This window comes from Rhodococcus sp. AQ5-07, assembly GCF_009707305.1.
GTDB classification, from domain to species: Bacteria; Actinomycetota; Actinomycetes; order Mycobacteriales; family Mycobacteriaceae; genus Rhodococcus_F; species Rhodococcus_F erythropolis.
In genome coordinates this window covers 314,561-328,331 of the sequence record NZ_CP046099.1, presented here as the reverse complement: position 1 = coordinate 328,331, position 13,771 = coordinate 314,561, and the positions used below count along the sequence as shown (strand labels likewise).

Sequence of the window (13,771 nt, the reverse complement as noted above, 5' to 3'; positions counted from 1 at the left end):
GTCATGACTGCGCGAGACGCAGACGCGTGCACAATTCGGCCAACAGTCGAAGTTCATCCGCGCCCAGGGCCGGTCCGACGTGGCGACGAATGCTCGCCGCATGACGGCGACCCACTGATTTCTGCAGCGCTGCACCCGCTTCGGTGAGTTGCACGATCGTCCCGCGGCGATCCTGTGGATCAACACTTCTCGATACCAGACCTTCACCCTCCAACCGTTCTACCAGGCGGCTGAGTGACGGCTGGCTCAACAGGATCTCGCGATTCAGGTCATGCAGGCGAAGTGAACTACTCGGTGTGAGGCTCAATGTGAACAGCACGTCGTACTCGCGCATCGACACCTGATCCCAGACGTCGTCGGCAGCCAACCGCCGCAGCACCGACACCTGGGCGCGAAACAAGGCTTCCCAGGCGTCGGTGGCGAGTTCGGTGGTGCTGACCGGAACCTCAGGCGGTTGCTCGTCAGGCAGTGACACTGCTTGCCTCACGAGCCGCCTTCATCGACGCGTGAGTGGGCGGGTTGTCCGGCACATGTGCTGGCCGCCTGGCCGCGAACTCACGGCGCAGAACCGGAACAACTTCCTCACCGAGCAGATCGAGCTGCTCGAGCACCGTCTTGAGCGGCAGCCCGGCGTGATCCATCAGGAACAGCTGGCGCTGGTAGTCGCCGAAGAAATCGGCAAACGCCAACGTCTTCTCGATGACCTGCTCAGGGGAACCGACGGTCAGCGGCGTCTGCTCGGTGAACTCTTCGAGTGAGGGCCCGTGGCCGTACACCGGAGCATTGTCGAAATACGGACGGAATTCCTTGACCGCGTCCTGACTGTTCGTGCGCATGAAGACCTGACCACCGAGACCGACAATCGCCTGATCCGCGGAGCCGTGGCCGTAATGCTCGTAACGCTGGCGGTAGAGATTGATCAGCTCGATGTAGTGCTCTTTCGGCCAGAAGATGTTGTTCGCGAAGAATCCGTCGCCGTGATACGCCGCGATCTCCGCGATCTCGGGGCTGCGGATCGAACCGTGCCACACGAACGGCGCGACGCCGTCCAGCGGGCGCGGGGTGGACGTGAATCCCTGGAGTGGTGTGCGGTACTCCCCTTGCCAGTTCACGACCTCCTCGTCCCAGAGCCGGCGAAGAAGTTGATAGTTCTCGAGCGCCAACGGGATACCGGCGCGAATGTCCTTGCCGAACCACGGGTACACAGGCGCGGTGTTTCCGCGACCCATCATCAGATCGACACGCCCCTCAGCGAGGTGTTGAAGCATCGCGTAATCCTCGGCGATCTTCACCGGGTCATTGGTGGTGATCAGCGTCGTGGACGTGGAGAGCGTGATCTTCTTGGTCTGGGCCGCGATGTATCCGAGCATCGTGGTCGGAGATGACGGCACGAACGGCTTGTTGTGGTGCTCGCCGGTCGCGAAGACGTCGAGACCGACTTCCTCGGCGTGCTTGGCGATGGTCGTCATGGCCTTGATGCGCTCGTGCTCTGTCGGGGTCTTACCCGTCGTGGGATCAGTGGTGACGTCACCAACCGTGAAGATTCCGAACTGCATGGTTGCTCCTCCGCGAACTAGATCCATGCGTTTGCATGTAACTGATCAAACATTCAACCATCCAGCTGTATTCCACGGCAAAAAGATGAGGGCGGCACACAAGATGTGTGCCGCCCTCACCTGGACAAACGATCTACCGAAAAGCGGTCAGTGCATAACGATCGGCGTTGCCGTCTCGCCCTCGGCCACCGGCCTGGTGGTCTTGCTCCGCGGCAGGAAGAACGCCGGGATGAGGGTCAGGACGATCAGCACAGTGGCAACGAGGAAGGTGTTGCCGAAAGCGTCCGACGCCGCACTGAGAATCGAATTGGCAGCAGACTCCTGCGGACTTCCCGGCTCGGTCGGAATGTGCGACGCCGCACCGACCATCGTCGTATCGAGGCCACGATCGAGAAGCTGGTTGGTCAAGACCACCGACATCACGGCGGTACCGATCGAACCTGCGGTCTGCTGAACGATGTTCATCAGAGTGGAGCCGCGAGCGATCTGCTCGTTGGAGAGCGTCACGATAGCTGCGGTCATCAGCGGCATCATGGTGCAACCCATACCGAGGCCCATGACGAACAAGGCGCCCATCAGCAGCCACGTCGGGGAATCCGAGGCAACCTGTGTGAACACACCCAAACCGATGAGAATCAGCGGCAAACCGGTCAGGACGATCTTGCCCGGGCCGATCTTGTCGACCAGTCGACCAGCGATCGGCATGGTGACCATAGCGCCCAGACCCTGTGGAGCCATCAACAATCCGGCCGCGAGCGTGGTGTGCCCGCCGACCTGAATGAAGTAGCTCGGGAACAGCAACCCGGCGCCCATGAACGCGACGATGAACAGCGACGTCGTGATGACGGCGGTGGTCAACTGACGGTTCTTGAACAGGTGCAGGTCGATCAGCGGGTGATCCTTGTTGAGCGCGTGGAACACGAAGGCGATGATCAGTGCCAGACCGATACCGGCCGACACCAGAACCCGAGCGGACGCGACGGTTCCCACCTCAGGGATGGACGACACACCGAACAGGAACAGCGCCAGGCCGGGCGACAGCAGGATCATGCCGAGGAAGTCGAAGGACTCCGAAGGCTTCGCCTTGTCGGACGGCAGAATGATGAACGCAGCAGCCAGAGCGATGATGCCGATCGGCAAGTTGATCAGGAAGATCCAGTGCCAGCTCGCGGCCTCGATCAGCCAACCACCGAGAATCGGGCCGCCGATAGGACCGAGCAGCATCGGGATACCGAGAACTGCCATGACACGACCGACACGGTCCGGACCGGCGGCCCGGGTCATGATCGTCATACCGAGCGGCATCAACATGCCGCCGCCGAGACCCTGGAGCACGCGGAAGCCGATGAGCGAGGTGATGTCCCACGCCATCGCACAAGCGACCGAACCGAGCACGAACAGCACCAGGGCCGTCATGTACAGGCGCTTGGTGCCGAAACGGTCGGCAGCCCAACCGGTAACCGGAATGACCGTCGCCAAGGCGAGCGTGTAGGCCGTCATCGTCCACGCGACGGTGGCGTACGAAGTTTCGAAGTCCTCGGCAAAAGTGGTGAGCGCGACGCTCACCACGGTTACGTCGAGAATCGACATGATGGCGCCGAGCACCACCACGGAAGCGATCTTGAGGACCGCCCCGTCAAGTTTGTCGGACGCCGGTGCCGGCGCGTTCGGCGATGTCATCGCGAAGTCTCCTGGTTAAGTGCTCGCAGATAGTCACCCGCGAGAATGGGCTTGAGAGCCTCGAACAAACGAATCCGCTCTGGCTCAGGAACACGCGACGCGAATTCGCGAAGCTGGCCGCGCTTGCACTCGATGTGGTTGGTCGTCACCTTACGACCGGCCTCCGACAAGGAAACCCGCTTGACGCGTCGGTCCCGCTCGTCTTCACGGCGATCGACCAGACCCATGTTCACGAGCTGATCGATGTTCCGCCCCGTAGCTGCCACCGAGAGCCGAAGCTCGTCGGCAACCTCGTTGATCGGGATCGCCGCATCACGTTGTGCAAGTACGAACAGCACACGCACCTGAGAGAACGAGAGATCCAGTTCGATCAACGCATCGATCGACTCCGAATCACCGGCGCTCATCAGGCGAGTGAACAACTCGTCGAGTGCTCCATACAGGTCATCAGAATCGGAAGCGATCACCTGGCAAATGGTAGTGCGGTTGCAACTATTGCCCAAATGAAAACATGTTGCAACTTATTATTTGGTGAGCACCATCACGTTGCGAAGAATCATTCCTGCAGCAAGATGGCCTTTCCGAGAACTTTGCCGCTTTCGAGATCCGCCAGGGCAACTGCTGCGTCGGCAAGCGGATACCGTGCCTTGACCAGCGGACGCAAGCCGTTCCGGACGTGTTCTACCAGCGATGCATGCACCTCGGCTACCGCTTCGGGATTGGTGCGCGTGAACTCGCCCCACGCCGCGCCGACAATGCTGATGTTGCGGAACAGCACCCGGTTCACCTTGACCTGAGGAATGCCGCCGCCGGCAAAACCGATAACCACAAGACGCCCCTCCGGCGCCAGAACCCGGACCGCGTCGTCGAACGCATCCCCGCCTACCGGATCTACCACGATCTGAGCGCCGACGCCGTCGGTCAGTTCCCGAATCCGCTCTCCCCATCCCGGAGCCAGCGCGACAACCTCGTCGGCACCGAGCTCACGCAGGAAGTCCTCGACACCCTCGCGTCGCACTACAGCAATCACCCGAGCGCCGTGCGCCTTGGCCAGCTGGATGGTTGCCGTTCCGACTCCGCCCGCAGCGCCGAGCACGACGACCGTCTCCCCCGCGACGATCTTCGCGCGACGAGCCAGCGCGAACTCCATCGTCTGATAGTTGATGATCAGAGAGGCCGCCTCGTCGAAGGCGAGTCCGTCCGGAATTCGGAGTACCTGCGCCGGGTTGACGGCAATCCGCTCTGCATAGCCGCCCAGATACGCGGCCGCGAGAACACGATCGCCCGGAGCGAAACCCGACCCCTCCGGCGCGGAGACCACGACGCCCGAGATCTCCGCGCCGGGAATGAACGGCGGTTCCGGGCGGATCTGATACTTGCCGTAGGTGATGAGTAGGTCCGGAAAGCAGACGCCACTGGCCTTCACATCGATGAGAACAAGACCTTCGGCTGCGGGCTCGGGAACCTCCTGCGCCACAATTCCTTCGGGACCGGACAGTTCCGTAACCACCATGGCGCGCACAGAAAGCTCCTCTTCGGGACATCTGAAGTCTGGACCGGTAACCCGGTTTTCTCGACTTTAACCCGGTACTCACGTCAGATCATCGTTCGCTCCCGATGTGCAGACGTTCGAGTCCGTCGAGAATCAGATCAAGACCGAAAGCGAATTCGGCGGCGTAGTTGTATCCCGGAGCTAGGACGTGCTCGGTGGTCAACTCGGCCAGGTGCGGATACTGACCGCTCTCGAACGAGCCCATGATCGCCTTCGCCAGTTCCGTCGTTTCCTGCGCTGTTTCGAACGGCAAGCTCACCTCTTGCAGCACGAAGCCGTAGATGTACGCATCCATGATCGAAAAGGCATGCGCAGCAAGGGCGACCGGAAAGTCGGCAGCGCGTAGTGTTCCGATGACGGCGTCGTGGTGGCGCAGGGTCGCGGGACCAGGCGTCGTTCGGGACTCCATCAACGGAGTTGCCCACGGGTGCCTCCCCAGCACCTCCCGAGTCGATACCGCTCGCGCGTGAACTTCCGTTCGCCACGGCAGTCCCGGCGTCGGAAGATCGATCTCCGCAAAGACCGCATCGACCATTCCGTCGAGCAGATCCCCCTTGTCCGAAACATGGTTGTACAGAGACATCGCCTCGACGCCCAGTTCGGTCCCCAGCTTCCGCATGGTCATCGAATCGATTCCGACGGAATCTGCAAGCGCCACGGCAGCGCGTACAACGTCATCTCGGGTCAATCTTGTGCGCTTCTCCACATTGACAGAACTTACACCGTAAGTGCAATACTTACGGCGTAAGCATTCGACGAACGGAGACTCGCATGCCGCAGGAACTGATGACCGCCGTCGTACAGGATCGCTACGGCGAAGCCGACGTTCTCTACTTCGACCACATTCCGCGCCCCACTGTCGCCGACAACGAAGTGCTGATTCGCGTCGAGGCCGCGTCCGTCGACCGCGGGGCATGGCATCTCATGGCCGGACTGCCATATCCGTTGCGCCTCGCGGGATTTGGACTGCGCAGACCTGAGAACCGGGTCCGCGGACTGGACGTGTCCGGCCGAGTCGAGGCCGTCGGCAGTTCGGTGACCCGCGTGGCACTCGGCCAGGAGGTATACGGGATCGCGGTCGGTTCGTTTGCGGAGTACGCGTGCGCACTCGAGACGAAGATTGCCGCAAAACCTGCCCGGTTGTCGTTCGCACAAGCAGCAGCGGTGCCGGTCTCCGCCCTCACAGCGCTGCAAGCCGTGCGCGACCACGGCCGCGTGCAGGCGGGGCAATCCGTCCTCGTTCTCGGTGCATCCGGTGGCGTCGGGATCTACGCGGTGCAGGTGGCGAAAGCCATGGGCGCGCTCGTCACCGGCGTATGCAGCACCTCGAAAACCGATACCGTCCGCTCCCTCGGTGCCGACGAGGTTCTCGACTACCGCGTCGACGACGCCACCGACGGATCGCATCGGTACGACGTCATCATCGACACCGGCGGCAACCGCCGACTGCGAGATCTTCGACGGGCGCTCACACGCACCGGAAGGCTCGTGATCGTGGGCGGCGAGAACGGCGGACGGTGGCTCGGCGGAATCGATCGCCAAATCCGCGCACTGTGCTTGTCTCCGTTCGCATCTCAGAAGCTCGGGTCTTTGATGGCTTCGGAGAACGCCGAGGATCTGGAGGTGCTGACGGCAATGATCGACGCAGGTGTCATCACCCCGGTGATCGACTCCGTTCATCCCCTTGCCGACACCGCCGTCGCCGTGGCACGAATGGTCGACGGTTCCGGCTGCGGAAAGCAGATAATCGCCACTCGCTGAAAAGCCTGACAGAATCGGCTCACTCCAGCGAACAGGAATCTCACGTGAACCCAGATCTCACGCTCGCGCCGCAGCCAGACAGAGGACCGATCTTCGTCAAGTCCCGCCCGGTCCGTACCGGCGACATCGACGTCGCCAAGCAGGTCAGGCTCGACGCCGTCGCCCGTTATCTGCAGGACATCGGCAACGACAACATCGAAGCCGCCGGCGCCATCGACACTCATCCGCTCTGGATAGTGCGTCGTACGGTCGTCGATGTCGTACGCCCGGCGATCTGGCCGGAAGAGTTGACGATGACTCGCTGGTGCTCCGGCTTCTCCACGAGATGGGCGAACATGCGCGTGCGCTTCGACGGCAGCAACGGCGCGCTGATGGAAACCGAAGGCTTCTGGATCAACATCAGCGCCGAGTCAGGCATGCCCACCAGGATGAGCGACGACTTCATGCGGCCGTTGGAAGAATCCACCGACGAGCATCGCCTGAAGTGGAAGCGTGTCCTCGCCGAGAACGCACCGGAGGCAGACGACGCGGGTGTTCTGGACACGCCGTTCGCTCTGCGCGCCACGGATATCGACCCGTTCGACCACGTCAACAACGCCGTCTACTGGCAGGCAGTCGAAGAGGTCCTCAGCGCGCGCACCGAACTGCGTACAGTTCCGCATCGAGCACTGATCGAGTACCTCTCCCCCATCGTCTCCAGCGACGACGTCGTCCTGCGCAGCCGCGTCGACGACAAGACCGTCACGGTCTGGTTCCTGGTCGGCGAAGCGCTCCGCGCAGTTGCGCAGGTGAGCGCCCTCTAACGCAGTTTCTGGGTCGCGACAGCCGCGACACCGAACACCAACGCAAGAAGAATCGCGGCCCAGAAACCGAAGAGCCACCACACCACGCCGAACACGACCACTGCCGGGGCAACGGTGATGAAAGCGATGGTGGGGCTTTCGCGTACCACCTCGAGTGCAGTTCGGGCATTAGTTCGATCGAGCTTCTTACCGGCCATCGAAAACCTCCTTCAAGGTCCTGACCATCCAGAGTAACCGGACTGACGGGCACAAAGCGGATACCGTGAACGCATGGCCGACCACCGCACCCTCGTCCTCATGCGACACGGCAAGTCCAGCTACCCCGAGGGCATCCGTGATCACGAGCGTCCGCTCGCCGAACGGGGCCTGCGCGAGGCCCGCATCGGCGGCGAATGGATCCGCGAAAACGTCCCGCCCGTAGACGCCGTTCTGTGCTCCACCTCCCGGCGCACCGTCGAAACCCTTGCCTCGACGGGAATCGAAGCTCCCGCCGGATTCGAGAAGTCCATCTACGGCGGCTCACCCGCAGACGTCATTGCAGCTGCGCGAACCACGTCCGACCACGTCAAGACGCTCCTGATCGTCGGACACGAACCCGGAATTCCCTGGACTGCACTCGATCTCGCATCGAACGAAAACTCCGAAGCGGCCCAACGTATCCGCGACAAGTTCCCGACTTCGGCGATCGCCGTCCTCTCCGTACCGGTGCCGTGGACCGAACTCGACGACTCCGTCGCCACTCTGCTCGAGTTTCACGTGCCCCGTTAGATCAACCACACCGCTAAAGCACCTCACGTAGCAGGCGGTCCGAAAGTGCAAGCGTGTCACGGTCGTACGTCGACGTCGACGCCAGCACTTCGTCGGCACCGGTCCGCTCGGCGAGATCGTGAAGCTGTTGTTTCACCTCGACAGGTGTGCCGTGCAGCGCCGACGCCATGAACGACTCGATACGCCTGGCATTTCGATCACTGCGCGGGGCGCGCCTGATCCCGTCCAGCGACGCGAGCGGCGGAAACTCCCCCGTCCGTGACGATTCTGCGAGCGCGTATGCCTCCGGGATCAGCAACTCACGCGCCGCGTCGGTGGTATCGGCAACCGCCACTTCGAGAGAAACCACCACATAGGGTTCGGGATGAGCGTCGGTGGCCCGGAAAGCTCGGCGGTACTCGTCCAATGCATCCACCCGGTCGGTGCTCCCGATTCCGAGTATCGGCCCACCCACGACCACCGGAAGCCCCAGTTGCGCTGCCACTTTCAAACCTGTACGCGTCGCGAGTACGAAGATCGGCACCCCGGTCTCCGACGCCGGCCGTGCCGTCACTGCCGCGGATCCGTCCAGATAGCGCCTCACCTCATCGAGATCTGACGCAAACGTGTCCGGAGCATCCTTGCTGCGTCGTAGTGCCTGACGAACAGGTTCCGTGAATCCCAGCGATCGGCCGAGGCCGAGATCGATTCGCCCCGGGTACAGAGCCTCCAGCATCAAGAACTGCTCGGCGACGATCAGCGGTTGGTGATTCGGCAGCATGACCCCACCGCTCCCGAGTCTGATATCGCGCGTATGCGCGCCGATCGCGGCAAGCAGTACTGCCGGCGACCCACTCCCGATCCCGGGCACCGCGTGATGCTCGGCCACCCAGAACCGGTGGTAGCCGAGAGCGTCGGCGTGCGCGGCGCGTTCGACGGAATGCGTCAGAGCTGCGGAGTCGGGGTATCCGCTCCTGGTTCGGGATCGGTCGAGCAGTGAGAGAAGCACTCTCGGAGCAACAAGGAATTCGGAAAGTTTCATCCGGGCGCCTAATGAGGACCGTTTCTGACCGCAATCCCCGCAACACTGGACCTGTCGCCGGAATCCACCATCACATGAAGGGCACGTCATGGACATCAAGCTCGAACTGGTCGCCATTCCCGTCACCGACATCGACCGCGCCAAGGACTTCTACGTCCGCCTCGGCTTCAACGCCGACCACGATCACACGGTCAGCGAGGACCTGCGCTTCGTCCAGCTGACCCCACCCGGTTCGGCCTGCTCGATCTGCATCGGCAAGGGAATCACCGACGCCGAGCCCGGTTCCGTCGTCGGCATGCAGGTAGTGGTCAAGGACATCGAAGAGGCTGAGCGCGAGTTCAAGAGCCGCGGCATCGACATCAGCCCGATCGACGACCAGGCTTGGGGCAGATTCATCTACTTCGCCGACCCCGACGGCAACAAGTGGGCTGTCCAGGAGATCGTCATCCCGGATCTCAGCGGCAGCAACTCCTGAAGCGAGCGAGATGAAAAATCCCCCCACCTCTTTCGAGGTGGGGGGATTTTCTACGAACTAACGCTTAGCGGTAGTCGTCACATGCGACTACCCGACTAGCGGTAGTCGTTGCTGAAGCCGTAGTCGTCCAGCGGAACTGCAGCACCGGTGTTCTGGCCGAAGCCGTCCGGGCTGTAGTACTGGTCGTCGTACGACGGCACTGCGTAAGCAGCGGCGCGTGCCTCTTCGGTGGGCTGAACCTGGATGTTGCGGTAACGGTTGATACCGGTACCGGCAGGGATCAGCTTGCCGATGATGACATTTTCCTTCAGACCGATCAGCTTGTCCGAGCGGCAGTTGATAGCCGCGTCGGTCAAGACACGAGTGGTCTCCTGGAACGATGCCGCGGACAGCCACGAATCCGTCGCGAGCGACGCCTTCGTGATACCCATGAGCACCGGACGGCCGGCTGCGGGCTCGCCACCCTCGGCGACAACGCGGCGGTTTGCCGACTCGAACTCGGCGCGCTCGGTGAGCGAACCGGGCAGGAACTCGGTGGCACCGGAATCGATGATCGTCACGCGACGAAGCATCTGGCGCACGATGACCTCGATGTGCTTGTCGTGGATCGACACACCCTGGCTCCGGTACACCTCCTGGACCTCGTTGACCAAGTGGATCTGAACCTGACGCGGACCCATGACTCGCAGGACCTCGTGGGGATCGGCAGCACCTTCCATGAGCTGCTGTCCGACCTCGACGTGGTCACCGTCAGCCAAGAGGCTTTCGCGACCGTCTGCATGCTTGAAGACGCGCAGACGCTGACGCTTGCTGAGCTTGTCGTAGACAACCTCTTCGCCGCCGTCGTCCGGAACGATGGTGATCTTGTAGAAACGATCGCCGTCTTCGAGCTGTACCCGACCGGTGACGTCCGCGATAGGAGCCTTGCCCTTGGGCACACGTGCCTCGAACAGCTCCTGGACACGCGGCAGACCGCCGGTGATGTCATCTCCTGCGACACCACCCTGGTGGAAGGTACGCATGGTCAGCTGGGTACCGGGCTCACCGATCGACTGTGCGGCGACGATACCGACAGCCTCACCGATGTCGACCAGCTTGCCGGTGGCCATCGAACGGCCGTAGCAAGTGGCGCAAACGCCGGTGCCGGTGGTGCAGGTCAGGACCGAGCGGACCTTGACCGTCGTGATGCCGGCTTCGAGCAGAGCATCGATCGCGGGGTCACCGAGATCGTGGCCACGCTCGACGATGACGGTGCCGTTCGCGTCGACTGCATCGGCCGCCAAGGTACGGGCGTACGTGCTGGTCTCCACGTGAGCATCGCGGATCATCGTGCCGTCGGCCTGCTTCTCGGCGATCGTGGTGACGATGCCGCGCTCTGTTCCACAGTCGACCTCGCGGACGATGACGTCCTGCGAAACGTCCACCAGACGACGGGTCAGGTAGCCCGAGTCGGCGGTGCGGAGTGCGGTATCGGCCAGACCCTTACGAGCACCGTGCGTGTTGATGAAGTACTCGAGAACGGTCAGGCCTTCCTTGAAGGAAGACTTGATCGGACGCGGGATGAACTCACCCTTCGGGTTTGTCACCAGACCCTTCATACCGGCGAGCGAGCGAACCTGAGTCATGTTGCCGGCTGCGCCGGACTTCACGATCATCGGGATCGGGTTGCTGTCGGGGAAGTGAGCCTCCATGGCCTTGCCGACCTTGTCGGTCGCTTCCTGCCAAATGGTGACCAGAGCGCTGTTGCGCTCCTTCTTGTCCAGAGCACCACGCTGGTACTGCTTCTCGATCTTGTCGGCCTGAGCCTCGAAGTCCTCGATGATGGCAGGCTTCTCCGGCGGCACGAGCACGTCGGAAATCGAGACCGTGACACCCGAACGGGTGGCCCAGTAGAACCCGACGTCCTTGAGCTTGTCGACGGTCTGAGCAACCACGATCATCGGGTACCGCTCGGCGAGATCGTTGATGATCGTCGCCTGGCGCTTCTTCGGCATCTGCTCGTTGACGAACGGGTAGTCCGCCGGAAGCAGCTCGTTGAAGAGCACACGGCCGAGCGTCGTGGTGGCGGTCCAGCCGTCACCGTATTTCCAGCCCTCGGGGAACAGTTCGTTCTCGAGGTCGCGCGGCGGACGCTGCTGCGTCAGACGCACCTTGATCTGAGCCTGAACCGAGAGCGCGCCGCGGTCGACTGCCATCTGAGCCTCGGCGGGCGAGGAGTACACGCCCTGCTCTGCCTCGTCGTTGGTCGGAGCAACGAGCTCACCGGTGACACCCTCGTCGAGACGGGTCAGGTGGAACAGACCCGTGACCATGTCCAGACGCGGCATGGCGAGCGGGCGACCCGAAGCAGGCGAGAGGATGTTGTTCGAGGACAGCATCAGGATGCGTGCCTCGGCCTGAGCCTCTGCCGACAGCGGGAGGTGAACAGCCATCTGGTCACCGTCGAAGTCGGCGTTGAAGGCCTCACACACCAGCGGGTGGAGCTGAATGGCCTTGCCCTCGACGAGCTGCGGCTCGAATGCCTGGATACCCAGACGGTGCAGCGTAGGTGCACGGTTGAGCAGCACGGGGTGCTCGGCGATGACCTCTTCGAGGACGTCCCACACCTGGACGCGCTTGCGCTCGACCATGCGCTTGGCCGACTTGATGTTCTGCGCGTGGTTGAGATCGACCAGACGCTTCATCACGAACGGCTTGAACAGCTCGAGAGCCATCAGCTTGGGCAGACCACACTGGTGCAGCTTGAGCTGAGGACCGACGACGATCACGGAACGACCCGAGTAGTCGACGCGCTTACCGAGCAGGTTCTGACGGAAACGACCCTGCTTGCCCTTGAGCAGATCGCTCAGGGACTTCAGCGGGCGGTTACCCGGTCCGGTGACCGGACGTCCACGACGACCGTTGTCGAACAGGGCGTCGACCGACTCCTGCAGCATCCGCTTCTCGTTGTTGACGATGATCTCGGGAGCACCGAGGTCGATCAGTCGCTTGAGGCGGTTGTTGCGGTTGATGACGCGGCGGTACAGGTCGTTGAGGTCGGACGTCGCGAAACGTCCACCGTCGAGCTGAACCATCGGGCGAAGCTCCGGCGGGATCACCGGAACAGCGTTGAGGACCATGCCCATCGGCGAGTTGCCGTTGGTCTGGAATGCCGCAACCACCTTGAGGCGCTTGAGTGCACGCAGCTTCTTCTGGCCCTTGCCGCTGCGGATGGTCTCGCGGAGAGACTCTGCCTCGGCGTCGAGGTCGAAGTTCTGCATCAGGATCTGGATGGACTCTGCGCCCATCGCACCCGTGAAGTACTCGCCGTAACGGTCGACCAGCTCGCGGTACAGGAGCTCGTCGATGATGAGCTGCTTGACGCTCAGCTTGGTGAAGGTGGTCCAGATCTCGTCGAGACGATCCAGCTCACGCTGCGCGCGGTCACGGAGCTGACGCATTTCGCGCTCGCCGCCGTCCTTGACCTTGCGGCGGACATCGGACTTCGCGCCCTCTGCCTCGAGCTCGGCGATGTCGGCTTCGAGCTTCTGCGCACGTGCCTCGAGATCGGCGTCGCGCTGATCTGCGACGGTCTTCTTCTCGACCTGCATCTCGGCTTCGAGGGTGGACAGCTCGTTGTGACGGAGCTCCTCGTCGACGCCGACGATGACGTAGGCAGCGAAGTAGATGATCTTTTCGAGATCCTTCGGAGCCAGGTCGAGCAGGTAACCGAGACGGCTCGGAACACCCTTGAAGTACCAGATGTGCGTGACCGGTGCGGCCAGTTCGATGTGACCCATACGCTCACGACGAACCTTGGCGCGAGTGACCTCGACGCCACAGCGCTCACAGATGATGCCCTTGAAGCGGACACGCTTGTACTTACCGCAGTAGCACTCCCAGTCCCGGGTGGGGCCGAAGATCTTCTCGCAGAAGAGGCCGTCCTTCTCGGGCTTGAGCGTGCGGTAGTTGATGGTCTCCGGCTTCTTGACCTCGCCGTAGGACCAATTGCGGATGTCCTCTGCACTGGCCAAGCCAATGCGGAGTTCATCGAAGAAGTTGACGTCGAGCACGTAACTTCCTTTCCCCGTTGGGGTTACGGTTGCCGGTCACCCGGCAACCTGACTGCCAATTCAAATGTGAACTACGCCCCCGGGCCGCTCTTTCAAGAGCAAC

Annotated in this window: 13 protein-coding genes; 4 read left to right on the top strand and 9 right to left on the bottom strand. The window is 62.3% G+C overall.

The window, feature by feature from the left end; genetic code table 11:
* Position 1: 1 nt before the first annotated feature.
* The 6 genes from GJB56_RS01655 to GJB56_RS01630 form a co-directional block, all read right to left on the bottom strand.
* The gene (locus tag GJB56_RS01655) at positions 2-475 is read right to left on the bottom strand and encodes a MarR family winged helix-turn-helix transcriptional regulator (protein ID WP_113682379.1); all 474 of its coding nucleotides are present in this window, start codon (positions 473-475) and stop codon (positions 2-4) included.
* Positions 462-1,556: an LLM class flavin-dependent oxidoreductase gene (locus GJB56_RS01650; RefSeq protein ID WP_113682448.1), complete on the bottom strand. Its 1,095-nt coding sequence runs from the start codon at positions 1,554-1,556 to the stop codon at positions 462-464. The genes GJB56_RS01655 and GJB56_RS01650 overlap by 14 nt, the downstream gene beginning before the upstream one ends.
* A gap of 147 nt (positions 1,557-1,703) precedes the next feature.
* A complete protein-coding gene (locus tag GJB56_RS01645; protein WP_003942006.1) occupies positions 1,704-3,236 on the bottom strand; it encodes a DHA2 family efflux MFS transporter permease subunit in 1,533 nt (510 codons plus the stop codon).
* Positions 3,233-3,703, bottom strand: a complete 471-nt coding sequence (locus GJB56_RS01640; RefSeq protein ID WP_003941890.1) for a MarR family winged helix-turn-helix transcriptional regulator — start codon at positions 3,701-3,703, stop codon at positions 3,233-3,235. The genes GJB56_RS01645 and GJB56_RS01640 overlap by 4 nt, the downstream gene beginning before the upstream one ends.
* An 89-nt stretch (positions 3,704-3,792) precedes the next feature.
* Positions 3,793-4,758 (bottom strand): NADPH:quinone oxidoreductase family protein, encoded by a 966-nt coding sequence (locus GJB56_RS01635; protein WP_019744299.1) that lies wholly within the window; start codon positions 4,756-4,758, stop codon positions 3,793-3,795.
* Between the two features lie 79 nt (positions 4,759-4,837).
* Positions 4,838-5,494 carry a TetR/AcrR family transcriptional regulator gene (locus GJB56_RS01630; RefSeq protein ID WP_113682378.1) on the bottom strand — a complete coding sequence of 219 codons (657 nt, stop codon included), beginning with the start codon at positions 5,492-5,494 and terminating at the stop codon, positions 4,838-4,840.
* Positions 5,495-5,559: 65 nt separating this feature from the next.
* Between GJB56_RS01630 and GJB56_RS01625 the strand changes: the two genes are divergently transcribed.
* Both GJB56_RS01625 and GJB56_RS01620 read left to right on the top strand, forming a co-directional pair.
* The gene (locus GJB56_RS01625; RefSeq protein WP_113682377.1) at positions 5,560-6,549 is read left to right on the top strand and encodes an NAD(P)-dependent alcohol dehydrogenase; all 990 of its coding nucleotides are present in this window, start codon (positions 5,560-5,562) and stop codon (positions 6,547-6,549) included.
* 44 nt (positions 6,550-6,593) lie between these two features.
* Positions 6,594-7,352 carry an acyl-[acyl-carrier-protein] thioesterase gene (locus GJB56_RS01620; protein WP_020906825.1) on the top strand — a complete coding sequence of 253 codons (759 nt, stop codon included), beginning with the start codon at positions 6,594-6,596 and terminating at the stop codon, positions 7,350-7,352.
* On the opposite strand, the gene GJB56_RS01615 is transcribed toward GJB56_RS01620, so the two are convergent.
* Complete coding sequence (locus GJB56_RS01615) at positions 7,349-7,549, bottom strand: hypothetical protein (RefSeq protein WP_003941897.1); 201 nt, start codon at positions 7,547-7,549, stop codon at positions 7,349-7,351. The two genes, GJB56_RS01620 and GJB56_RS01615, sit on opposite strands and share 4 nt — an antisense overlap.
* A 73-nt stretch (positions 7,550-7,622) precedes the next feature.
* Between GJB56_RS01615 and GJB56_RS01610 the strand changes: the two genes are divergently transcribed.
* Positions 7,623-8,120 (top strand): SixA phosphatase family protein, encoded by a 498-nt coding sequence (locus GJB56_RS01610; RefSeq protein ID WP_007728426.1) that lies wholly within the window; start codon positions 7,623-7,625, stop codon positions 8,118-8,120.
* 13 nt (positions 8,121-8,133) lie between these two features.
* On the opposite strand, the gene GJB56_RS01605 is transcribed toward GJB56_RS01610, so the two are convergent.
* Positions 8,134-9,141, bottom strand: a complete 1,008-nt coding sequence (locus GJB56_RS01605; protein ID WP_113682376.1) for an LLM class flavin-dependent oxidoreductase — start codon at positions 9,139-9,141, stop codon at positions 8,134-8,136.
* 88 nt (positions 9,142-9,229) lie between these two features.
* Here GJB56_RS01605 and GJB56_RS01600 point away from each other — a divergent pair, with 88 nt between their 5' ends.
* Complete coding sequence (locus tag GJB56_RS01600) at positions 9,230-9,616, top strand: glyoxalase superfamily protein (protein ID WP_003942070.1); 387 nt, start codon at positions 9,230-9,232, stop codon at positions 9,614-9,616.
* Positions 9,617-9,711: 95 nt separating this feature from the next.
* On the opposite strand, the gene GJB56_RS01595 is transcribed toward GJB56_RS01600, so the two are convergent.
* Complete coding sequence (locus GJB56_RS01595) at positions 9,712-13,668, bottom strand: DNA-directed RNA polymerase subunit beta' (RefSeq protein ID WP_019744304.1); 3,957 nt, start codon at positions 13,666-13,668, stop codon at positions 9,712-9,714.
* Positions 13,669-13,771: the final 103 nt, after the last annotated feature.